Origin of the sequence: Halomonas sp. AOP25-F1-15 (genome assembly GCF_052378675.1) — a bacterium.
Lineage (GTDB): Bacteria > Pseudomonadota > Gammaproteobacteria > Pseudomonadales > Halomonadaceae > Vreelandella > Vreelandella casei.
This window is the reverse complement of sequence record NZ_JBQSXV010000004.1, coordinates 368,391-391,526: the sequence shown is the minus strand read 5'-3', so window position 1 is coordinate 391,526 and position 23,136 is coordinate 368,391. Positions and strand designations below refer to the sequence as shown.

20 protein-coding genes are annotated in these 23,136 nt (G+C 55.4%); 18 read left to right on the top strand and 2 right to left on the bottom strand.

The features are described from left to right. Positions 1-55: 55 nt before the first annotated feature. From bamA to tilS, 10 genes are all read left to right on the top strand, one after another. A complete protein-coding gene (gene bamA / locus ACT3TF_RS10130; protein ID WP_444672170.1) occupies positions 56-2,407 on the top strand; it encodes an outer membrane protein assembly factor BamA in 2,352 nt (783 codons plus the stop codon). 83 nt (positions 2,408-2,490) lie between these two features. Beyond that, positions 2,491-2,991, top strand: coding sequence for an OmpH family outer membrane protein (locus tag ACT3TF_RS10125; protein ID WP_096282170.1), 501 nt, complete (start codon positions 2,491-2,493; stop codon positions 2,989-2,991). Between the two features lie 53 nt (positions 2,992-3,044). Continuing rightward, positions 3,045-4,079, top strand: a complete 1,035-nt coding sequence (lpxD, locus tag ACT3TF_RS10120; protein ID WP_441683987.1) for a UDP-3-O-(3-hydroxymyristoyl)glucosamine N-acyltransferase — start codon at positions 3,045-3,047, stop codon at positions 4,077-4,079. Positions 4,080-4,230: 151 nt separating this feature from the next. Next, positions 4,231-4,674 (top strand): 3-hydroxyacyl-ACP dehydratase FabZ, encoded by a 444-nt coding sequence (gene fabZ, locus ACT3TF_RS10115; protein WP_096282168.1) that lies wholly within the window; start codon positions 4,231-4,233, stop codon positions 4,672-4,674. Continuing rightward, positions 4,671-5,438: an acyl-ACP--UDP-N-acetylglucosamine O-acyltransferase gene (gene lpxA / locus ACT3TF_RS10110; protein WP_444672169.1), complete on the top strand. Its 768-nt coding sequence runs from the start codon at positions 4,671-4,673 to the stop codon at positions 5,436-5,438. Before fabZ ends, lpxA begins: the two co-directional genes overlap by 4 nt. 17 nt (positions 5,439-5,455) lie before the next feature. Beyond that, positions 5,456-6,628, top strand: coding sequence for a lipid-A-disaccharide synthase (gene lpxB, locus ACT3TF_RS10105; protein ID WP_444672168.1), 1,173 nt, complete (start codon positions 5,456-5,458; stop codon positions 6,626-6,628). Next, a complete protein-coding gene (gene rnhB / locus ACT3TF_RS10100) occupies positions 6,618-7,244 on the top strand; it encodes a ribonuclease HII (protein WP_441683981.1) in 627 nt (208 codons plus the stop codon). The genes lpxB and rnhB overlap by 11 nt, the downstream gene beginning before the upstream one ends. Before the next feature lie 79 nt (positions 7,245-7,323). After that, positions 7,324-10,830, top strand: coding sequence for a DNA polymerase III subunit alpha (gene dnaE / locus ACT3TF_RS10095; protein ID WP_444672166.1), 3,507 nt, complete (start codon positions 7,324-7,326; stop codon positions 10,828-10,830). A gap of 117 nt (positions 10,831-10,947) precedes the next feature. Next, positions 10,948-11,904, top strand: a complete 957-nt coding sequence (gene accA, locus ACT3TF_RS10090) for an acetyl-CoA carboxylase carboxyl transferase subunit alpha (RefSeq protein ID WP_441683977.1) — start codon at positions 10,948-10,950, stop codon at positions 11,902-11,904. Further along, on the top strand, positions 11,885-13,171 hold the full coding sequence (tilS, locus tag ACT3TF_RS10085) for a tRNA lysidine(34) synthetase TilS (protein WP_444672165.1): 1,287 nt from the start codon (positions 11,885-11,887) through the stop codon (positions 13,169-13,171). The genes accA and tilS overlap by 20 nt, the downstream gene beginning before the upstream one ends. Here tilS and ppx read toward each other — a convergent pair. Beyond that, the gene (gene ppx, locus ACT3TF_RS10080) at positions 13,146-14,696 is read right to left on the bottom strand and encodes an exopolyphosphatase (RefSeq protein WP_441683973.1); all 1,551 of its coding nucleotides are present in this window, start codon (positions 14,694-14,696) and stop codon (positions 13,146-13,148) included. The genes tilS and ppx overlap by 26 nt on opposite strands. 501 nt (positions 14,697-15,197) lie before the next feature. On the opposite strand from ppx, the gene rho reads away from it, so the two are divergent. The 8 genes from rho to ACT3TF_RS10040 all read left to right on the top strand — a co-directional run bounded on the left by rho (position 15,198) and on the right by ACT3TF_RS10040 (position 22,035). Further along, the gene (gene rho / locus ACT3TF_RS10075; RefSeq protein WP_007111700.1) at positions 15,198-16,457 is read left to right on the top strand and encodes a transcription termination factor Rho; all 1,260 of its coding nucleotides are present in this window, start codon (positions 15,198-15,200) and stop codon (positions 16,455-16,457) included. A gap of 76 nt (positions 16,458-16,533) precedes the next feature. Beyond that, positions 16,534-18,030 (top strand): 4-hydroxy-3-polyprenylbenzoate decarboxylase, encoded by a 1,497-nt coding sequence (ubiD, locus tag ACT3TF_RS10070; RefSeq protein WP_441683971.1) that lies wholly within the window; start codon positions 16,534-16,536, stop codon positions 18,028-18,030. Between the two features lie 57 nt (positions 18,031-18,087). Continuing rightward, positions 18,088-18,828, top strand: a complete 741-nt coding sequence (locus ACT3TF_RS10065; protein WP_441683969.1) for an FAD-binding oxidoreductase — start codon at positions 18,088-18,090, stop codon at positions 18,826-18,828. A gap of 212 nt (positions 18,829-19,040) precedes the next feature. Next, positions 19,041-19,208, top strand: coding sequence for a hypothetical protein (locus ACT3TF_RS10060; protein ID WP_441683967.1), 168 nt, complete (start codon positions 19,041-19,043; stop codon positions 19,206-19,208). A gap of 136 nt (positions 19,209-19,344) precedes the next feature. Then, positions 19,345-19,503, top strand: coding sequence for a hypothetical protein (locus ACT3TF_RS10055; RefSeq protein WP_441683965.1), 159 nt, complete (start codon positions 19,345-19,347; stop codon positions 19,501-19,503). Between the two features lie 2 nt (positions 19,504-19,505). Further along, positions 19,506-20,663 (top strand): 3-deoxy-7-phosphoheptulonate synthase, encoded by a 1,158-nt coding sequence (locus ACT3TF_RS10050; protein ID WP_444672164.1) that lies wholly within the window; start codon positions 19,506-19,508, stop codon positions 20,661-20,663. Between the two features lie 68 nt (positions 20,664-20,731). Next, complete coding sequence (locus ACT3TF_RS10045; RefSeq protein WP_444672163.1) at positions 20,732-21,244, top strand: DUF3087 family protein; 513 nt, start codon at positions 20,732-20,734, stop codon at positions 21,242-21,244. Between the two features lie 59 nt (positions 21,245-21,303). Continuing rightward, positions 21,304-22,035, top strand: coding sequence for an MliC family protein (locus ACT3TF_RS10040; RefSeq protein WP_444672162.1), 732 nt, complete (start codon positions 21,304-21,306; stop codon positions 22,033-22,035). Between the two features lie 26 nt (positions 22,036-22,061). Here ACT3TF_RS10040 and ACT3TF_RS10035 read toward each other — a convergent pair whose 3' ends face one another. Further along, positions 22,062-23,132: a metal-dependent hydrolase gene (locus ACT3TF_RS10035; RefSeq protein ID WP_444672161.1), complete on the bottom strand. Its 1,071-nt coding sequence runs from the start codon at positions 23,130-23,132 to the stop codon at positions 22,062-22,064. Positions 23,133-23,136: the final 4 nt, after the last annotated feature.

Genomic DNA, 23,136 nt, shown 5'->3' with positions numbered 1-23,136 from the left:
TGTATATGGTGCCTGTCTGGAATGATGGGCAGACCAACGCGAGCGAATTGACTGCATGAAAATCAAGACCCTTGGAATGGCGGCACTTTTGCTGGCAGGCGCCAGCGGCGCCCAAGCACAATCCTTTGATGTTTCAGACATTCGAGTGGAAGGACTACAGCGGGTATCTGCCGCCTCGGTCTTCAATGCATTCCCCGTTAGTGCCAACGAGCGCGTCAGCGAGGCCCAGTTGGCTGACGCTGCTCGTGATTTGTTTGCAACGGGACTTTTTGACGATGTCTCTTTGGCCCGTGAGGGGGATGTGCTCGTTATTCAGGTCGTTGAGCGCCCGACCATTGCACGGCTACAGATCAACGGCAACGATCAGATATCTGAAGATGATCTGCGTAATGGCTTACGCCAATCGGGCCTTTCTGAGGGGCAGGTGCTGGAGCTTTCTACGCTAGAGGAAATTCAGCGTGAGCTGGAAGGCGTTTATCAGTCTCAGGGTCGCTACAGCGCCAGTATTGATACCGAAGTTGAAGAAATTGATGAAGGCCGCGTTCAGGTCAATATCAACATCAATGAAGGCGAAATTGCTAAAATTAGCCAGATCAATATTATCGGTAATGAAGCCTTTGACGACGAAACGCTGCGCCAAGTATTTGAGCTAGACGATCGCCCAGGGCGGTTTTTTGGCTGGTTCTCTAGCGATGAGTACTCACGCGAAGCCCTGTCGGGCGATATTGAACGACTGCGTTCTTACTATCTGGATCGCGGCTATGTCAACTTTGACGTTACCTCGACTCAGGTGTCGATTGGTCCCGAAAAATCGGAGATTTTCATCACGTTAAACGTTGATGAAGGTCAACAGTATCGCGTTGGCAATATTCGTTTTGCGGGTGATTTACAGATCAGTGAAAACGAGGCCCGCCAGCTGCTCACCGTTAACGAAGGTGAGATATTCTCGCGTGGCGATGTCAATGCCTCCACTGAAGCCCTGCGCCAGCGGCTGGGTGCTGAAGGTTTTGCCTTTGCTGATATTCAGGGCGTACCTGAATTGTCGGACGACGGCGAGACGGTCGATTTGGTCATCGCCGTTAATTCTGGTGAGCGTGCCTATGTACGCCGCATTGAGTTCTTCGGTAATACCACCACTCAAGATGAAGTGCTACGTCGCGAGATGATTCAGCTAGAAGGCGCGCCTGCTTCGACGGATGCCATCACTCAATCGCGTCAGCGTCTAGAGCGACTGGGTTTCTTTAGCCAAGTAGAAGTGGATACGCAGCCAGTCCCGGGTGAGCCGGATCTGCTGGATGTTACCTATAACGTTGAAGAGCAGCCTTCCGGTTCGGTGTCGGCGAGCGTTGGCTTTTCTCAAAGTGCCGGCGTTATCTACGGCGTAGGCCTATCGCAGAACAACTTCCTTGGCACGGGTAATCGGGTCAACGTAGGGGCTCAGCGCAGCGATACCTTTACCAGCGTCAACTTTGGTTTCACCGACCCCTATTGGACGCTCGATGGGATTTCTCGCGGTTACAATGTTTTCTACCGCGAAACTGACTACGCCGATTCCGATATTTCTACGTTCTCGACGGATGCCTACGGTGCCGGTATTAACTTCGGTTACCCTGTCAGCGAGCTATCGCGGCTTAACTTTGGCGCCAGTGTTGAAGATCTAACGGTCAAAACTTACTTTGATACGGCCTCTGAAATTCGCCGCTATGTTGAAGACCAGGGTGAAAACGCGCAAAGCCTCAAGTTAACGGCCAGCTGGACACGTAACAACCTTAACCGCGGTATCATGCCGACGAATGGTAACTACCAGCGTTTTTCAGTAGAAACCGGTGTGCCGGGCAGCGATGCGGAATACTATAAACTGCGTGCGCGAGCCCAGCAGCTTTTCCCGCTCAACGCTGATGAGTCCTTCGCGTTCAAATTTACCGGTAATGTCGGCTATGCCGACACGTTAGGCGGCAACGATCCGTTCCCCTTCTATGAAAACTTCTATGCCGGTGGCCTAGGCTCGGTGCGTGGTTTTACCTCTAATACGCTAGGCCAACGCACGACGCCATCTTCTGAAGGCGGCCGTAATCGTACGTTGGGCGGTAATGTTTCAATCGAAGGCAGCGCCGAGATCATTTTCCCGCTGCCCTTTGTTGAAGATCAGCGCGCACTGCAAACATCGCTGTTCTTAGATGGTGGTAATACCTTCCTGAGTTCTTGCTACGATGTGCTGGATGAAGATGCCGGTCGTCAGCAGTGTAACTCGGGCGTTGATTTAGGTGATCTGCGCTACAGCACAGGTATTGGCCTTTCTTGGCTGACACCGGTAGGCCCGCTAACGTTTAGTGTTGCTCGGCCATTGAATGATGAGAGCGGTGACGATACGCAGTTCTTCCAGTTCTCATTGGGACAAACGTTCTAAGAGCTCTAAGAGGCAGCCGCTCTAATTTTGCTAGGTCGCGTGCCATGATGGCGCGCACTAGCGTGACCTAAGGAGTTAACACAATGCGTAAACTGACAGCGGTTGTATGCTTGTTGGGCGCGATGATTTTACCTGCTCATGCGGCGGAAGTGGCCGTGCTTGATTGGCGAGCAGCGTTGATGAATACCCAGTCTGCTCAAGCGTCCCTGAGCAGTCTGGAAGGTCAAATCGGCAGCCAGCAGCGGGAGGCGCAGTCTCTTGGCAACGAGCTCCAGCAGCTCCAGCAGCGCTTGCAAAACGAAGGTGAAACAATGGGGCAGTCCCAGCGTGAGTCGCTGATAGGCGAATTGCAGCAAAAGGGCAGTCGTTTTGAGCAGCTTCGTCAAGAAGTGATGCAGGCGCAGCAGCGTTCTGAGCAGCAGTTTTTAGAAAGCGCTGAATCCAAGCTAGAGCAAGCCGTAGAGCAAGTGCTGGAACGTCACGGCATAGACGTGCTGGTTGAGCCACAAGGCGTACTGCACTCTGGTGTGGACCTGCCTAATCTGACCGACGAAGTCACTCAGATTTTTGATGGCTTGAACTAAATTTAAACGATGTTTGGTGTGGCCTGGCCACACCAAAGCTTCTCTGGGTTCCCATGACGCACGCTTCTCATCACCTTACTCTTGCAGACATTGCTCGCCACTTAGGCGTTGCCTTTAAGGGCAATGCTGAGCAGCCGATACGCGGTCTTGCGACGCTAAAAGAAGCGCAGCCAGATCAAGTGGCTTTTTTGGCGAACCGTGCCTATTTGAAAGATTTGGCGACGACCCAGGCGGCGGCAGTGTTACTGCACCCCGAGCATGGCAAAGATTGCCCTGTGCCGCGTCTGGAAATTGATAACCCGTATTTAGGCTATGCCAAGCTCTCTCAGCTGTTTGATCCGTTGCCAGCGCGTGACGTGATTGGCATTCACCCGACGGCGGTGGTGGCCGATGACGTGCAGCTAGGTGTCGATGTGTCTATCCAGGCGCACGCAGTCGTAGAAGCAGGAGTGGTGCTTGGCAACCGTGTCGTTATTGGTGCCGGTAGTATGGTCGGGGCCGATAGCCAGCTCGGCGAAGGTACGCGCCTGCACGCCAACGTTACCGTCTGTCATAGCGTCGTTATTGGCAAGAACGTGATCCTGCAAAGTGGCTGTGTCATTGGCGGCGATGGGTTTGGCTTTGCTCACGATGGTGGCGGCTGGCATAAAATTGTTCAGCTGGGTGGCGTTGTGCTGGGTGATGATGTGGAAGTCGGCAGTTGCTCGAGTATTGATCGTGGCGCGCTGGGTGATACGGTGATTGGCAATGACGTTAAAATCGATAGTCAGGTGCAAATTGCCCATAACGTTATTATTGGCGACCACAGTGCATTGGCGGGCTGTGTAGGTATTGCGGGCTCCACCAAAGTCGGCAAGCACTGCATGTTGGGCGGAGGCGTCGGGCTATCTGGCCACTTGACCATTTGTGATGGCGTTCAGGTGACAGGAATGAGCCTGGTCACGAACTCTATTCATGAACCCGGAGTCTACTCTTCGGGAACTGGTGCCATGGCCAATAACCAGTGGCGGAAAAACGCGGTGCGCTTTAAGCAGCTCGATGATATCGCCAAGCGTTTAGCGCGGTTGGAAAAAAAGCAGCGAGATTAACAAGTGCTGAATGATTTTATCCGCCGTTAGCTTGAGGCTAGGCAGCAGCGGGGTATAATCCACAGCCTTTTCACCAGCAGGCGTGCTGGTATTTACCTGATTCCCCCTACGGTGTTCATCAGGTTTTTTTGTCATTTTAGAGGTCGCTACGATGGTTATGGATATCAATGAAATTCGCGAATACTTGCCTCACCGCTATCCGTTTTTGCTGGTGGATCGAGTAACGGAATTGACCATCGGTGAGTCCATCGTTGCGTACAAGAACGTTAGTATCAATGAGCCGTTTTTCAACGGACATTTTCCGCACCATCCGATTATGCCCGGCGTGCTTGTTATCGAAGCGCTGGCCCAGGTGTGTGGCATTCTTGGCTTTAAAACGGTTAATAAACTACCGGCCGATGGCTACGTCTATTATCTAGTAGGTAGCGATAAAGTGCGCTTCAAACGCCCGGTTATGCCCGGCGACAAGCTCACGTTAGAAGCTAACGTTATCAAAGGTAAACGCGGTATCTGGAAATTCGCCTGTCGCGCTTCTGTTGATGGCGAGCTAGCCTGCGAAGCGGAAATTATTTGTGCCGAGAGGAAGGTTGCTTGATACATCCTACTGCCTTGGTCGACCCAGCGGCGCGTCTAGCCGATGACGTTGAGGTGGGTCCTTTTAGTGTTATTGGGCCAGACGTCACTATCGGCGCAGGCTCTGTCATTGGCCCTCATGTGGTGGTTAAAGGCCCCACTACTCTGGGCGAGCGTACGCGTATCTTTCAGTTCGCCTCTGTAGGCGAAGACTGCCAGGATAAAAAATACGCAGGCGAGCCAACGCGCCTGGTGATGGGCGACGATAACGTAATTCGCGAAGGCGCCACGCTGCATCGCGGTACGGTTCAGGATCGCAGTGAAACCACGATTGGTTCGCGCAATTTATTTATGGCCTATGTGCACGTTGGGCATGATTGCGTTATTGGTAACGACTGCATCTTGGCTAATCAGGTCACCTTGGCTGGCCATGTCACCGTCGGCGACCACGTCATCCTAGGTGGCTTGTCGGCAGTACATCAGTTCTGCCACTTTGGCGATTATGCCATGGCGGGCGGTGGCTCGATTATTACCAAAGACACGCCCGCGTATATCATGATTAATGGTAATCCTGCTGAAGCACGCGGCCTTAATTTAGTAGGTTTGAAGCGTCGAGGCTTTAGTCGCGAAGCGATTAACGCACTTACTGCAGCCTACAAAATGGTGTATCGCCAGGGCTTGACGACAGAGCAAGCGCTTGCCGAGATGCGCCGCCGTTTTGATTTGCCTGAGGTCGAGCATTTTGCCGCCTCTATTGAGCGCTCGACACGCGGCATTACCCGCTAGCCCATGCGAGTTATTTTATGACCCTGCAACGCGTTTATCTCGTGGCCGGGGAGCTCTCCGGCGATATTCTGGGCGCAGGGTTGATGCGCGAGCTGAAAGCGCGTCATCCGGGCGTTGAGTTTCGTGGTATCGGCGGGCCTCGCATGCAGGCTGAGGGTATGGAAAGTCGTTTTCCATTAGAAACCCTGTCAGTCATGGGGCTGGTTGAAGTGCTCAAGCATCTGCCTGAGCTGATTCGTGTGCGGCGTACCTTAAAAACAGAAGCGCTGGCCTGGCAGCCGGATATTATGCTGGGCATCGACGCACCTGATTTCAATTTGGGGCTAGAAAGACAGCTCCGCGAGGCGGGTATTACGACCGCCCATTACGTTAGCCCCTCCGTTTGGGCGTGGCGTCAGGGCAGAGTGAAAGGCATCGCCAAATCAGTCGATGGCATGCTAACTCTGCTGCCCTTTGAAGCTGCTTTTTATCGTGCCCATCGAGTCCCCGTCGTGTTTGTTGGCCACCCGCTGGCCGACGAGCTACCGCTTGAAAATGATCGTGATGCTACGCGACATGCACTCCACTTGCCTGCTGATGCGCCGGTGCTGGCTCTGCTGCCGGGATCGCGGGCTAACGAAGTGCGTTTTTTAGGCGCTACTTTTTTGGCCGCTGCCGAGCAGCTTTGTCAGCGTCATCCCGCGCTGTACGTTGTTATTCCCGCCGCTACGCCTGATCGACGTCGTGAAATAAGCGCACTACTTGCCGGCTATCCGCTGCTCGCGGAACGCACTAGCCTGCTAGAGGGGCAAGCCCGCGAAGCCATGGTGGCAAGCGATATTGTTTTGCTCGCCTCCGGTACGGCGGCGCTTGAAGCGATGCTCTGCCACCGAGCGATGCTGGTCGCTTACAAAATGGCGCCGGTGACTCACTGGCTGGCGAAGCGGCTGGTGAAAACTCAGTGGGTGTCGCTGCCGAATCTGATTGCGCAAGAAACGCTGGTGCCTGAGCTGATTCAGGAGGCCGCCTCGCCTGAGGCGATTGCTGACCAGCTCAGTGCTATGTTGACCGATGAACCGGGCCGTTACGCGCTTGAAACGCGCTTTGCCGAGATACACGCTACGCTGCAGCGCAACGCTAGCCGGCGCGCGGCGCAAGCGCTCGGCGCATTGGCAGCAGGGCAGCCATGGGAAGAGGCTTATGACGATTAACTACGCCGACTATCCGCCTTTAGAGATTGCCTATAGCGGCCAGCGGCTTGCCGGGGTCGATGAAGTGGGACGCGGACCACTGATCGGCAGCGTAGTGGCCGCTGCGGTCATGCTGGATCCTGCCCATCCGATTGAAGGTCTGACTGACTCGAAAAAATTAAGCGCGCGTCGGCGTGAAGCGCTGGATGAGCAGATTCGCGCGCGGGCAATAGCGTTTGCGGTAGCAGAGGCCAGTGCCGCCGAAGTGGACGCGCTAAATATTTATCACGCCACTCACTTAGCTATGCGCCGAGCCATTGATGCGCTGGCGCCTTCGGCGGAGTATCTGCTCATCGATGGTAACAAGCTGCCCGGTCACCGGTTGCCCGGACAAGCTGTGGTAAAAGGCGATGCCCGCCATGCGGCTATCGCCGCGGCATCGATTTTGGCTAAAGTGGCGCGCGATGCACAGATGGTGACGCTGGATATGCGCTATCCTGAATATGGGTTTGCCCGTCACAAAGGCTACCCCACAAAAGAGCACCTAGCGGCACTGTCTGCGCATGGGCCTTTACCCGAACATCGACGCAGCTTTGCGCCTGTTCAGCGTCAGCTATCAGCGATCAACATACCCTAGCGCTGCTTTAAGCCAATGTCTTTATTTGCCGAGAATGTTATGAATTTGTTGAGGGTATTATGACGTTAGCGAGAGTCTCATGACGGTACCGTTTGTCCATCTGCGTTTGCACAGTGAGTACTCCCTGGTTGACGGCTTGGTTAAGCTTAAATCGCTGGTCAGTACCACCGCTGAACGGGCGATGCCGGCGCTGGCCTTGACCGACGAAACCAATTTATTTGGTCTGGTAAAGTTCTATAAAGCGGCCCAGGGCGCGGGATTAAAGCCCGTGATTGGCAGCGATTTATGGCTCCAGAACCCGCACGACGAATCGCATCCTTACCGTATAACGCTGCTGGCGATGAATGACGTTGGCTATCGTAATCTCACCGAACTGATCTCTAAGGGCTGGACTCACGGCCAGCGCCAGGGGCGCGCCATTCTCGACAGACAGTGGGTGATGGAGCAGAGCGAGGGGTTGATTGCGCTCTCCGGCGCTCGCGAGGGCGAAATTGGTCGCCATCTGCTATCTGATCACGAGCAGGATGCGCGGGCGCTGCTGAAAGAATGGCAGGCAGCTTTTCCGGAGCGTTTTTATCTGGAGCTAGTGCGCACCGGGCGCCCCTTAGAAGAGGCCTGTGTTCACGCAAGCGTCAAGTTAGCCATCGAGACCGGGACGCCGGTAGTCGCTACCAATGACGTGCGCTTTTTGGCTCGCGAGGATTACTGGGCCCATGAGACCCGTGTGGCGATTGGCGAAGGCAAAGCGTTGGACGACCCGCGCCGCGAGCGTCGTTATACCGAAGAGCAGTATCTGAAAAGCCCCGAGGAGATGGCGGCGCTGTTCTCCGATATCCCCGAAGCGCTAGAAAACAGCGTGATGATTGCCCAGCGCTGCAGCGTCAATGTGCGCCTTGGCGAGATTTTCCTGCCTGAGTTCGAAATTCCCGAGGGCATGACGCAGGACGAGTTTTTTCGTAAGGTTTCCCACGACGGCCTGAAGGATCGTTTGGATTTCTTATTTCCCGCTGAGCGCTATCCTCGCGAGAGTGACGAATACAAAGCGATCGACCAGCGCTATCGAGATCGGCTTGAATTTGAGCTGAACGTTATTATTCAGATGGGCTTTCCCGGCTACTTCCTGATCGTTATGGATTTTATCCAGTGGGCGAAGGATAACAGTGTGCCGGTAGGGCCAGGGCGTGGTTCGGGTGCAGGTTCGCTGGTAGCCTACGCGCAAAAAATTACCGACCTAGATCCGATTGGCTACGACCTGCTGTTCGAGCGCTTTTTGAACCCTGAGCGTGTTTCCATGCCCGACTTTGACGTCGATTTCTGCATGGAAAAACGCGACAAGGTCATCGAATACGTGGCCGAGCGCTACGGGCGTAACGCAGTCTCGCAGATTGTTACTTTCGGCACCATGGCGGCGAAGGCCGTGGTGCGCGATGTTGCTCGCGCTCAGGGCCGACCTTATTCGCTGGGCGACAAGCTCTCTAAGCTGATCCCTTTTGAAGTTGGTATGACGCTGTCCAAAGCGATTGAGCAAGAGCCAGCGCTTAAAGAGTTTATCGGCAACGACGAAGAGGCCGAAGAAATCTGGGAGATGGCGCTCAAGCTAGAGGGCACCACGCGGGGTACCGGCAAACACGCGGGTGGCGTAGTAATCGCGCCGACCAAACTCACCGATTTCTCACCGCTGCTGTGCGATGAAGACGGCTCAGGCCTCGTCGTCCAGTTCGATAAAAACGATATCGAAGAAGCGGGCCTGGTCAAATTCGATTTCTTGGGTCTGCGTACGCTGACGATTATCGACTGGGCGCTGGAGATGGTCGATAAGGTGCGTAGCGTTAACGGTCAGGGGGCGCTGAATATCGACAGCATTCCTCTGGACGATGCGCCGACCTTTGAAATGCTAAAGCGCGCCGAAACCACCGCGGTGTTCCAGCTTGAATCGCGTGGCATGAAGGAGCTGATTAAGCGCCTGCTGCCCGACTCTCTAGACGACATGATCGCCCTGGTGGCCCTGTTCCGTCCTGGGCCTCTTCAGTCGGGCATGGTCGACGACTTTATCAACCGTAAGCACGGCCGGGCCGAGGTTTCTTATCCACACCCGGATTACCAGCATGAACTGCTTAAGCCGGTGCTGGCGCCTACCTACGGCATCATTCTTTACCAAGAGCAGGTCATGCAGATCGCTCAGGTCATGGCAGGCTACAGCCTTGGCCAGGCCGATATGCTGCGCCGCGCCATGGGTAAGAAAAAACCCGAAGAAATGGCTAAGCAGCGCGACGGCTTTATGGATGGCTGTGCCGCCAACGGTATCGATAAGAATCTGGCCGGTAACATCTTTGACTTAGTAGAAAAATTCGCCGGCTACGGCTTTAACAAGTCGCACTCGGCTGCCTACGCGCTGGTGTCTTATCAAACCGCTTGGCTGAAAGCCCATTATCCGGGTCCCTTTATGGCGGCCGTCATGTCCACCGAAATGGACAACCTGGATAAAGTGGTGCCGCTGATTGAAGAGTGTCGCAATCTTAAGCTCACGGTGACGCCCCCAGACGTCAACGTGGGGGGCTATAAATTCACGGTGGATACGGACGCGCGCGTTGTTTATGGCCTGGGCGCGATCCGAGGTGTGGGCGAAGGGCCTATTGGTGCCATTGTTGATGCCCGCAAGGCAGACGGCCCGTTTAAGGATATCTTCGACTTTTGCCGGCGTATGGATCCTAAACGGATGAATAAGCGCACCCTGGAGGCGCTGATTCGCTCCGGTGCACTCGATACGATAGGTCCTAATCGTGCGGTGCTGTTCGCGGCGATGGAAGACGCGCTAAAAGCCGCTGCGCAGAATCATACTAATCAGAATCTGGGCATGCTGGACATGTTTGGCGATGCGTTCGCTGAAACTGACGACAGCGATAGCAACGTTTACGCCGAGTATCTCAGCGCCCGGGAGTGGACCGATCGTGAGCGGTTGTCGGGGGAGAAAGATACCCTAGGGCTTTACCTAACCGGTCACCCGATTGATGAGTACGAGCGTGAGTTAAAGCGCTTTGTTTCCACTCGCATCAGCGATTTAAAACCTTCTCGCGATCCTCAGCGTGTGGCAGGGCTGGTGGTTGGCGTGCGCACGATGAAGTCCAAGCGTGGTGATACCATGGCGTTTATCACCTTGGATGACCGCACCGGACGCATTGAGGCCTCGTTGTTTGGCGAGGTGTTCGAGCAGTTGCGCGGCCAGATTGAGTCCGATCAGGTGTTAATTGTTGAAGGTGAAGTCTCCAGCGACGAATTTTCTGGCGGTTTGCGCCTGCGCGGTAAAGACGTCACGCCCATGGTGACGGCGCGGATTCGCTATGGTCAGGCGGTTGAGCTTGCCCTAGACGCTGAGCAAATCAACGGCCGTTTAGTTGAGAGCCTGCGTGATAGCCTTACGCCATACCGCGATGAAGCGGGGCTGCCCGTGCGGCTGCAGTACCGCCATCCAGCAGCAGTGGCTTGGCTTGAGCTTGGCGATGAGTGGAAAGTTGCGCCTAGCGATGATTTATTACTAGCGCTGCGAGATGTACAGGGCCAGGCGGGCGTCCAGCTTCGCTACCGCTAACCAAGCGGCAAAGAAGCCTTCACCTTGCGTGGCAGAATCAGGGTGCGATAATGCTCTTATTCTCTCATTATTTATCAATGCTTATTTTGATCAGGCTTCTTTTTACAGGTAGCGCCGATGAATCCTAATTATCTCGATTTCGAACAGCCCATTGCCGAGCTTCAGGCAAAAATTGAAGAGCTGCGTTTAGTCGGCTCCAGCAGCCAAGTGAATCTCTCCGATGAGATTGCTCGTCTGGAAGAAAAAAGCCGCAAGCTAACGGAATCTATCTTCAAGGATTTAACTCCCTGGCAGGTTTCTCAGCTATCGCGTCATCCTCAGCGTCCTTATACATTGGACTATCTTGAGCATGTATTCACCGACTTTGATGAACTGCACGGCGATCGTAACTTCGCCGATGATGCGGCTCTGGTCGGGGGTGTTGCGCGGTTGAACGATGCGCCGGTGATGGTGATTGGCCATCAAAAAGGCCGCGACGTGAAAGAGAAAGTGCGCCGCAATTTCGGTATGCCGCGTCCAGAAGGCTATCGCAAAGCGTGCCGCTTGATGGAGATGGCCGAACGTTTCAAAATGCCGATTCTCACCTTTATCGATACGCCCGGCGCTTATCCCGGCATTGATGCCGAAGAGCGCGGTCAGTCAGAAGCAATTGCCTACAATTTGGCCGTTATGTCACGGCTGAAAACACCGATTATTTCTACCGTGGTGGGTGAGGGCGGCTCCGGTGGCGCGCTGGCTATTGGCGTCTGCGACGAGCTACAAATGCTGCAGTACTCGACTTACTCGGTTATCTCGCCGGAAGGCTGCGCCTCGATTCTATGGAAGAGCGCGACCAAAGCCTCTGACGCTGCTCAGGCCATGGGTATTACCGCCGAGCGTCTAAAAGAGCTTGGGTTTGTCGATTCATTGATTAAAGAGCCGTTAGGCGGCTCGCATCGGCATCCTCTAACCACCGCTGAGCGCGTTAAAGAGGCGCTGTCTGCCAGCTTAGAGCGTTTGCAGTCGATGGACACCGAGGCGCTGCTGGAGCGCCGCTACAAGCGCTTAATGAGCTATGGCGCCCCAGCCGCTTAGCACACTGCAAAGCCTGCTTAACGACGCCCTGGCGGAAACCCCGCCGGGGCGCTCTGTTTGGGTGGCGCTATCCGGCGGTTTAGATTCGTGCCTACTGGTGACACTCGCCGCCATGGTAGGCAAGCAGGCTAATCGCTGCGTTCGCGCTGTTCATATCAATCACGGCCTTCAGGCGGCTGCCCAGGCCTTTGAGGCGCATTCGCGGGCGCTGTGTGAGCGCTTGAATGTGCCGCTGACGGTGGTCAATGTCACGGTGGCTGTGCAGGGGCAGGGTATCGAAGGCGCTGCACGTAACGCTCGTTACGCCGCGTTTTACGCCACGCTAGCCGCTGGCGATGCGCTATGGCTTGCCCAGCACCAGGATGATCAGGCAGAAACGTTTCTGCTCGCTGCGCTGCGTGGCAGCGGGTTACGTGGCTTGGCGGGCATGCCTTATCGGCGTGAATCTCAGGGCATTACGCTTGTGCGCCCCTGGCTGAGCGCACGTCGAGCCGAGTTGGAAGCCGCGGCGCGTTCACTAGCACTAACGTGGTGTGAAGACCCTACTAATGCTGATATTAGCCTCGACCGTAACCGCCTGCGCCATCGCGTGCTGCCGGAAATCCAGGAGCGCTGGCCAGGAGCCGCGCGTGCGTTAGCGAATAGCGCGGCGCATGCGTATGAGGCGGATACCGTGCTGGGTGAGTACGTGGCAGCAGAACTAGCGGGCCTTATGACCAATGATGGCCAGGTGGATGTCGATGCGCTTAATCGATGCTCACGCCCGCGTCAGCGGCTGCTGGTGCGGGCGCTGTGCCAACAGCAAGGCTTGCCGCCGCCGCCGCAAAAACGCTTAGAAAGCCTGTTGCAGCAGCTTACGGCTAAGGCCGATGCAGCGGTCTGCGTTGAGTGGCCGGGTGGTCAGGCACGGCTATGGCGTCAGCGGCTCTATGTGATGACAAGGCTTGAATCGCTACTGCCGTGGGACGTTTTCTGGGATGGTCAAACGCCGCTCGAAACGCCAGTGGGGCGGTTAGGTTGGCAGGTGGCTTGCTCACAACAGCTGCGGGTAGCCTGGCGCAAGGGGGGCGAGGTGATCCAACTGCCCGGGCGTGGTCGGCGCGATTTAAAGCGGTTGCTGCAAGAGGCATCCGTGCCGCCCTGGGAGCGCGAGCGGCTAGTGGTGGTGATGCAGGCAGAGACCTGTATTGGCGTGGTTGCACCCTCTGGTAGGCTGCTCTGGCAGGCTGAAGGGGTCGAGTTTACTCCTCAGCCTTCACCTGCTTAACCGTAAAATTAAACCCCGCGGCTTGCATAAATGCCTGCTCCTGTTCGAGGTCGGTGCTCAGCAGGGTGGGTTCATCGCTTTCCGGCAGTGTAATCGTCAGGCGATCACTATCGACGTTTAATAGCGGCAGCGCTGGCGTCGCTTCAGGTCGAGAATGATTAAATAAAACCGCCAAGCGCAGCAGCCGGGCGAGCTTTTGAGCGCTCGCCTGCTGTGTTTCTGGCAGCGCTTGCCACTCTTTGAGTGGAAATTTGCGTCGATGGGCGCGCACTAGAAAGGCCAGCTGGCGCTGTTCCGGGCGTGAAAAGCCGGCCAGGTCGGAGTGTTCCAGCAGGTAGGCCCCATGGCGGTGAAATTGGCTATGGGAAATCGCAAGGCCAATTTCATGCACATGGCTTGCCCACTGTAAGTGGCGCGCCTGGGCGGGGCCCAACGACCAGGCATGGCGTACCTGGTTAAATAAACGCTCGGCGGTATCGGCGACATTGGCTCCTTGGCGAGTATCTACATCGTAGATTCGCTTCAGCGATTCCAGGCTTTTCGAGCGTGAATCTTCAGCACTATTGCGTCCCGCCATATCGTAGAGCACGCCTTCGCGCAGGGCGCCGTCCGCAAAACGCATTTGCGTGAGATCGAAGGCTTCAAAAATCGCTCCTAGGATGGCAATCCCCGCAGGGAAGACTTTGGCGCGATCAGCCTTTAGGCCATCGAGTTCGACTTTGTCCAGCTGCTTGCATTTCAGCAGGCGCTCGCGCAGTTTTTTTAACCCGCTGCGCGTAATAACCCCTTCATGAGGCGTATCGCCGTAAGCATGCAGCACGCTAGCGGCAGCTTTGATCGTGCCGCTTGAGCCGACAGGGTCGTCCCAGCCTAAACGCTGATAAGGGCGCTGGATATTAGCGAGTTCTGAGAGGGCGGCGATTTCAGCACGGCGCATGCGTTTTTCGTTTAACTCACCATCGGGGAAAAAGCGTCGAGAAAAGGTCACGCAGCCCATGCGCAGGCTTTCCAATGCTTTGGGTTCAAAGGCTTCGCCAATGATGAACTCGGTGGAGCCGCCGCCGATATCGACAATTAAGCGGCGGCCGTTTTCGGCCAGCGCGTGAGCAGCACCTAGGTAAATGAGGCGGGCTTCTTCGCGACCGGCAATAATCTCGATAGCGTGACCTAGCTGAGCTTCAGCGCGCTCAATAAAGGCTTGGCTGTTACGTGCGTCGCGCAGCGCGTTGGTGCCGACGATGCGTAAGTTGCCATGGGGAATGTCGCTAAGAAACGGCGCGAAGCGGCCCAGGCAGTCCAGCGCACGCTGTATGGCGGCTTCATTGAGCAGCCCATCATCATCTAAACCCGCTGCCAGCTGGACTTTTTCGCCCAGTCGGGCGACGACCTGCAGGCGCTCATGCTGATAGTTGGCCACTAAAAGATGGAAGCTGTTGGAGCCCAGGTCAATCGCGGCAAAGCGCTGTGGCGCAACGCTTTCTGTCTCCGCAGTGGCGGTAGTGGGTGTCGAAAGGTCCTGGGGCATACGCTATCCTTCTTATGGTCTGTGCCAAGGTTGCGGTGAGCTTTATCCATTGTCAATTACCAAAGACTTGCGTTTGTCGCGATGCTTGACTACCATCGAGCTACTGGCTTGATATGACCTAGTTTGTTAGTGTGTCCACAAGCGCGGCGTTATGGTAATAAATCGTTTTACATTCGTCGTTCAAGTACGGCATCTTGGTCGCCCCAGACGCTACTCATGGTTTATCTCGTTAGCGTCAGCCAGATTTCCAAGTCGTCAGATAGCCCACTGGTTTCGCCACTCTCCTGTGCGAACCAGATTAAACAACCGTTAGCACCCTCGAGTTGAGCCTTAATCACACTAACCAATAGTGTCATTAACTGAGCCCAATCAAGTTCCTTTCATTTTCGAGCGCGTGTCTTTTCCGGGGTCTGAACGCATCACACGGCGTAACTGAAACGCCTCCTGTCTTATTCCCGGCGCCTAGCGCCCAGCTTCCATGAGCAATTTTCTAACACACCGATGAATCTTACTGAACTCAAGCAAAAAACCGTTCCCGAGCTCCTCGATATCGCCCGTGAAATGGGTATTGATAACTTGGCCCGTTCGCGCAAGCAGGACATCATTTTCGCCATCCTGAAAAAACACGCCAAAAGTGGCGAGGATATTTATGGCGATGGTGTGCTGGAAATTCTTCAGGATGGCTTTGGCTTCCTGCGTAGCGCTGACAGCTCCTATCTGGCCGGTCCAGATGATATTTACATTTCGCCTTCACAGATCCGTCGTTTCAATCTGCGCAAGGGCGATTCCATTTCAGGCAAAATCCGTCCGCCGAAGGAGGGTGAACGCTATTTCGCCCTGCTGAAGGTCAGTCAAATCAACTTTGACCGTCCGGAAAACGCCAAGCACAAGATACTGTTTGAGAACTTAACACCCCTGTTCCCAGACGATCGCATGCGTATGGAGATCGGTAACGGCTCCACGGAAGACCTTACCGCGCGGATCATTGATCTCACCGCGCCGATTGGTAAAGGCCAACGTGGCTTGCTGGTATCGCCGCCTAAAGCGGGTAAAACGCTGATGTTGCAAAACATCGCGACCTCTATCACGCGTAACAATCCAGAGTGTCATCTGATCGTACTGTTGATCGATGAGCGCCCTGAGGAAGTGACCGAAATGTCGCGCACCGTGCGTGGCGAAGTGGTTGCATCGACCTTCGATGAGCCGCCAGCGCGTCACGTACAGGTGGCGGAAATGGTCATCGAGAAAGCCAAGCGTTTGGTTGAGCACAAGAAAGATGTGGTCATCCTGCTTGACTCGATTACTCGCTTAGCGCGCGCTTACAACACCGTAGTGCCTAGCTCCGGCAAAGTACTGACCGGTGGTGTGGATGCCCACGCGCTTGAGAAGCCAAAGCGCTTCTTCGGTGCTGCGCGTAATATCGAAGAGGGCGGTAGCCTGACGATTATCGCTACTGCGCTGGTCGATACCGGCTCTAAGATGGACGAAGTCATCTTTGAAGAGTTCAAGGGTACCGGCAATATGGAAGCCCACCTGGACCGCAAGCTGGCCGAGCGTCGCGTATTCCCGGCGATCAATATCCGTCGCAGTGGCACTCGTCGTGAAGACTTGCTGGCCTCTGAGGATGAAATGCAGCGCATGTGGATTCTGCGTAAGCTTCTCAATCCGATGGAAGATACCGCCGCGACCGAGTTCCTGATTGATCGTCTGAAAGACACCAAGACCAATCTCGAATTCTTTGAAGCGATGAAGCGCCGCTAGCGTGTTGTTCATATCAGCGCTGCTAGCGTTGAGTAGGACAAACGCCGCCGCGCAGTAGCCAGCCAGGGAGCGTGCCTTGAAGTACAAAGACTTGCGTGAGTTCATCGCGGCGTTAGAAGCCCGTGGTGAACTCAAACGTATCCACGTCGAAGTCGATCCTTATCTGGAAATCACCGAAATTTGCGACCGCACGCTGCGTGCCGGTGGCCCGGCGCTGTTGTTTGAAAACGTCAAGGGCCACGACATGCCGCTGCTGGGCAACCTCTTTGGCACGCCCAAGCGGGTAGCGCTGGGAATGGGGCAGGACTCGGTAGAAGCGTTGCGAGAAGTCGGCAAGCTGCTGGCGTTTCTCAAAGAGCCCGACCCGCCTAAAGGCTTAAAAGATGCCTGGGACAAGCTGCCGATTTTCAAGCAAGTGCTCAGCATGGGGCCCAAAAACGTCAAGCGGGCGCCGGTGCAAGAAGTGGTTTATGAGGATGACGACGTCGACCTGGGCCTGCTACCAATCCAGCACTGCTGGCCAGGCGACGCAGGGCCGTTGGTCACCTGGCCGTTGGTGATTACCAAAGGGCCGCATAAAAAGCGCCAAAATCTTGGTATTTATCGTCAGCAGAAAATCGGTAAAAACCGCCTGATTATGCGCTGGCTATCCCATCGCGGCGGCGCTTTGGATTTCTTAGAGTTTCAAAAAGAACATCCCGGTGAGCCGTTTCCGGTGGCGGTGGCTTTGGGCGCTGATCCGGCAACGATTCTTGCCGCCGTTACGCCCGTGCCAGATTCTCTTTCGGAGTATGCCTTTGCAGGGCTGCTACGTGGCTCGCGTACTGAGCTAGTCAAGTGCGGCCATGCGGATCTTGATGTGCCGGCATCGAGCGAAATCATCCTCGAAGGCTTCATCTATCCCGACGACATGGCCGCGGAAGGTCCCTTTGGTGACCATACCGGTTACTACAATGAGGTCGATCACTTTCCTGTCTTTACCGTCACCCGTATGACCATGCGCCGTGACGCGATTTATCATTCAACCTACACCGGGCGTCCGCCTGACGAACCGGCGATCCTTGGGTTAGCGTTGAACGAAGTATTTGTGCCGATTCTATGTAAACAATTTCCAGAAATTGTCGACTTTTATCTGCCGCCAGAAGGCTGTTCGTACCGCATGGCGGTGGTCACTATGAAGAAGCAGTATCCTGGCCATGCCAAGCGCGTAATGATGGGGGTCTGGAGCTTTCTGCGGCAGTTCATGTACACCAAGTTTGTGATTGTGCTGGATGACGACGTTGATGCGCGCAACTGGGAAGACGTCATTTGGGCCATCACCACGCGAATGGATCCCGCACGCGATACCGTCTTGGTAGAGAATACGCCGATTGATTATCTCGATTTCGCCTCGCCGGTCTCAGGCCTTGGGTCGAAAATGGGGCTAGATGCCACCAATAAATGGCCGGGTGAAACAGACCGGGAGTGGGGCACCCCCATTGTGATGGACGAAGCCGTTAAAGCGCGGGTGGATGATCGCTGGGAAGCACTTGGGATTGGCCTTGATTTGCCGCCCTCTCGCCACGGCGGTTAAACGTGCCGCGTTATAGTTGACCGAAATAGTTGACCGAATTTGCAAAAAGAGGCTTTCATGAGTGCAAGGACGTTGACTTGCCAAGTTACCGAAGTTGAGAACTTGAATCCCGATGTGTTTGGCGTGACGCTCGAAGGGCGCGCCGAAGCTATGCAGCATGCACCGGGCCAGTATTTAGAGCTTAAGTTAGACGATACCACCTGGGTGCCGTTTTCGATTGCCAGCTTCGATCGCGGGGATGGCATTGTTGAACTACATATTCAGCATTGGCCGGAGCGAAACAATTCCGTGCGCCTACGAGAGCTGTTGAAGGTCGCGAACCAACTAACGCTGCGATTGCCGGGCGGTGAATGCGTGCTGGATCGTCAAAGCCAGCGGCCGCTTATGCTCATCGCCGCGGGTACCGGCTTTTCACAGATGAAAGCCATGGTTGAGGCGGTGCTGCACGAACAGCCCGATCGGCAAGTATCGCTATGGTGGGCCGCACGCGAACACCGTGATCTTTATCTAGAACAGCTGGCCAGCCACTGGGCGCAAACGTATCCCAACGTTTCATTCCATGCTGTCACCGAGCTTCCGTTAGAGGAGCCGCTAGCGGCAGGAGCGCGGATTAGCCATCAGCAGGGGCGTATTGATGATGCCCTGAAGGCCGCGGATATTGCCCCGCATGCGCATGATGTTTATTTATCAGGCTCGCCAGGCATGGTGTATGCCTGCCTGGACGTGCTTGAAAGTAAAGGCATGCCATTAGAGCGCGTGTTTTCAGACGTGTTCGCCTATGCGCCACGGGCTAGCTAATATCCCAAACATGATTTTTCTTAGGCCCGCTAAAGCTCTTTTCTAAGCCCTTTTTTAGCCCTGTTTGACTTGAAGGGCACCGCTTAGCTGCAAGCTTTTAACATATGAGTATTGCCATTTGAAACGCTTGCAGGCAGGATAAAGGCATTACGCCACTGCGGCAGCCCTTAGGGCGATCGGTCAGGGCTCACCATTACCAACGGAAAATCAGCATGCGACGACTCGCCACGCCATTCACAGTTAAGCCCCAGCCGATAATGGCTGATGGCTTGCGTGTGAGCGTGGAAAGCCTTCAGCCAGCGCGTAGCGCTGAACTGGCTAACAGCATTGCATCTTATTGGTATTGGTTTAGCCACGGTGTGCCCTTGGCCGACGTCTAACGTCGCGCTACCAGGCACACCACTCGGTTGCCTGCCGCAAGCACAGAAGCCCCGGTCGGTAACCCCGCCGGGGCTTTTGGCGTTTTTGGACGTATCTATAGTGATCGTCATCATTATTTCATTAAGGAGCGGCACCATGATTTATCGCGTACTGACTAACGCTTTTGCTATTGGCTTTGTGGGCTATTGCTATGGCTGGCGATTTAGTGGCGCGCGATCGGTGCTAGCTGCCACCTCCGATCGTGTTCGCCTGGGTGGTCACTTAGTCAATCGATGTACGATTACGGAGAGTTAATCATGAATGCGCCCATCAGTTCTGTTGTCAATAGCCCTGCAAGATCAAGTCATTCAAACCATAGCCCTTCAGAACATAGTCCTTCAAAACATAGTCCTTCAAAACATAGTCCTTCAAAACATAGCCCTAACGGCGATACGGCCTTCACCGCGCCGTCCGAAAGGCTGCCTACTCCCGATGCGCTTCGTCAGCGTGTTCCGCTTAATGACTCGCTACGTGAGCAGATTTCGCGCCAGCGTCACGCCGTGCAGCAAATTTTAAGCGGTCAGGATGATCGCCTGCTGGTCGTCGTAGGCCCCTGCTCGGTGCATGACCCCAAGGCGACGCTAGAGTACGCCGATCGTTTGGCCGCACTCAGCGAGCAAGTGGGCGAGCATATTTTGCCTGTGATGCGCGTTTATATCGAAAAGCCACGCACTACGGTGGGTTGGAAGGGGCTAGCCTACGACCCTGATTTGGATGGCAGCGGCGATATGGGGCGTGGCTTAGCGCTTTCCCGCAAGCTGATGCATGCGGTTGCAGCACGCGGTCTGCCGGTGGCTACCGAGCTTTTGCAGCCGATGCTGGCACCTTATCTGGACGATTTACTGAGCTGGGTGGCGATTGGCGCACGCACAACGGAGTCGCAGCTGCATCGCGAACTAGCCAGTGATTTAGCCGCCGCGGTGGGATTTAAAAATGCCACCAGCGGCGATGTACAGGTGGCGATTGATGCCATGGAGGCGGCGGCTCATCCACACCAGCGCTTCGCGGTTGATTCTCAGGGCCACCCTATTGTCCAGCAAGCAGCGGGCAATCCGCATACTCACGTCGTATTACGTGGTGGCCACGGTGAGCCCAATTACCAGGCGCATCACGTGCGTGCGGCCATTACCGCGCTGCGTAACGCTGGGCAAAACCCGCGGCTGATGGTGGATTGCAGTCACGCCAATGCGCGTAAAGACCATCGTCGCCAGAGTGAGGTTATGCTGGATGTGTTGGCTCAGCGCCAGGCAGGCGAGGCCAACCTAGTCGCACTAATGCTAGAAAGCCATCTGTTTGAAGGAAAACAGCCATTAAAGCCCGGCGCAATGCGCTACGGTGTGTCGGTAACAGATGCTTGCATGGGTTGGGAAACCACCGAGCATCTGCTCAAAACGGCCGCGGAGCGTTTAGCTTAGCGCAAGAGCTTGTTTGCCCTGGTCAGCCCCGTATCATAAGAGCGTTTCCAAAGATAACGAGGCTGGCTATGGTATTTAACCTAGAACATCACGACCCAGAGGCTTACCGTCGCAAAGCTCGTATGATCAGCTTTGCCATGGCGGGGCAGCTGATTATTTTTGGTCTATTATTTTCAATGCTGCTGACCTCTACCTTTGGCAGCAGCCTGTGGCTCAACGTCTTAGGCGTTGTGCTTGGATTGCTGGCAACCAGCGCACTCTTTGCCGTGCTGCGTGAGCGCCCGTGGATGGCTGAGGTACGCTATGTTTGGCAGCTTAAGCATCAACTGTCACAAGTCAGCGGCTATCTTGCTCCGCTGCGGCGTGAATTCGAAGAGAACAATCGCACTGCGCTGGACCTACTGACCTTTTATCATCAGGGCATGGCGCAGTTAGCAGAGCTTAATGGGCGTGCCGCCAATAGTGATCCAGAGCGTCTCGCCGAAAAAAACCAGCTTAAAATGAAGCGCGAAGAGCAGGGGTTGCCACCACAAGTAGAAAGTGTCGATACTCAAGACCTGCAAGCGTTCAAACGCGGGTAGGCACAACGCAAGCTATAGAATCCGTCCTACAGGGAACCCAGTACAATGAATCCAGTACAATGAACATGCTAACAACACGCGTATGGGCGTCGGTCGTGACAGGGCTGATGTTCGCCTTAACGGGCTGTGCAGCAACGCCTTCAGCCGAAACGGCCGTTGCTAACCAGGCAACGCTGGAAAACCGGGCACCTTTTCTACCGTCGGCGCTTTTTCCCGGCTCTGCACAGCAGTTTGAAGCTTGGCACTGCATGCCCGCTCAGCAGCACCTCGTCACCGCGACCAATGACAGCGACCTGCGCCTTTGGTCACTGCATGGTGCTTGGCGATTGCCTCAGGCGATTGTGGCCAGCGGCGCTCGCTATCAGGATGGTGAAATCAGCTTCTGGAATCGCGGTGAGCAGGCGCGCGTGGAAACGCCACGGGGTCAGCTACAGTGCTCGCTTGCTGAGCAGCGTGATGCCTTAACCCGCGCTGAACGGCCCGGCGTCATGTTCTTTGGCCAGGGCAATGAGCCAGGATGGTCGATTGCGTTAGCCCACGACACGCCGACGCTAACGATTGAGCTCAATTATGGTGAGGATAAAATCCAACTGCCCTACATGGTCAGCGTGATGGATAACGAGGCCGGCCGAGTGGTGATTGAAAATGGCGATGTCGAGCCCTTCTTTCGCGTTCGCATTGAGGCGGGGGCCTGCTTCGATGACATGAGCGGCAAACCTTTCCCCGCCCGAGTCACGCTGACCTATGGTGGTGAGCAGTACAGTGGCTGCGGCCAGGGTATCGCTCCATAAGCCCTGCCCAATGCTCAGGCATTAACTTAACAGCGATAAGCCGTGGGCTCCGCTCGCCATGCATCCGCCACAAATTCGCTGGCGCATAGAGCGGAAGGGTTGCCGGTGGCGCGAGCGGCTAGACTTAACAGCGTTTGCATAGACAGCTCACGCGTATTTTCTAGCTGCTCGGTTACCACCACGGGTGTCCAGCCGCCATCCTCTAAGGTTGCGAGTGTAAAGCTAAACGGGTGAAAGCCTGGAAAGCCGAGCCTGACATCGGTGGCGATCAGCGTCTCTTTACCGTCCAGCAAGCGTGTCTCGTAGCGTAAGAATGGGCCGGCAAACCATTCTAAACGCTGGCCCTGCTGGCTAGCGAGGGCGGCCTGTTCTAACTCAGCGTTTCGATGTAGCGGCTCAAGATGTGGTGAATGCTGGCCATCAAACAGACTGACCAAACTTTCATAGTAGCGATCGCCGTCCACCAGCGTTACGCGCCACAGCGCGATACTGAACGGCGCTGGTTGGATAAGTAAGGGCGCATCTTCCAGGCCTTGTGCCGCTAGCACCGGCGCTAAACGATGCTCCACTGCGGTTTTGGCGCCTATCGCCATGATGAGGTAAACGCTGGAGATGGCTAATCCCCAGGTGCAGGCTTTAGCTATCCGCCTTGAAGCCAGGCCAATGCCGAGGGCAATCAGCAGGGGCAGCGTGTAGAACGGATCGATAATAAAAACGATGGGCAGCGCGGCTGGGGGTAGGTCCAGAGGCCACAACAGCTGGGTGCCGTAAGTGGTCAGCGAATCTAACAATGGGTGAGTGGTCAGCCCAAGAGTAAAAAGCCACCACCAGCGTTGAAAGGAGATATCGCGGGCAGGGGCAAAGCGTGTGCACAGCAGTGCCATTAGCGTGGCTAATCCGGTAAGCACAAACAGCGAATGGCTAAAGCCGCGATGCTCGGTGACATTGGCCACGGCATCGCCATAATCCAACACTACGTCAAGATCCGGCAAGGTGCCGAGTACTGCGCCAATGAGTAATGCTTTGCCGCCAAGGCGGCGTCCTAGCACTGCGCCGCCAATGGCAGCACCCAGCGCGGCTTGAGTGACTGAATCCACAGGT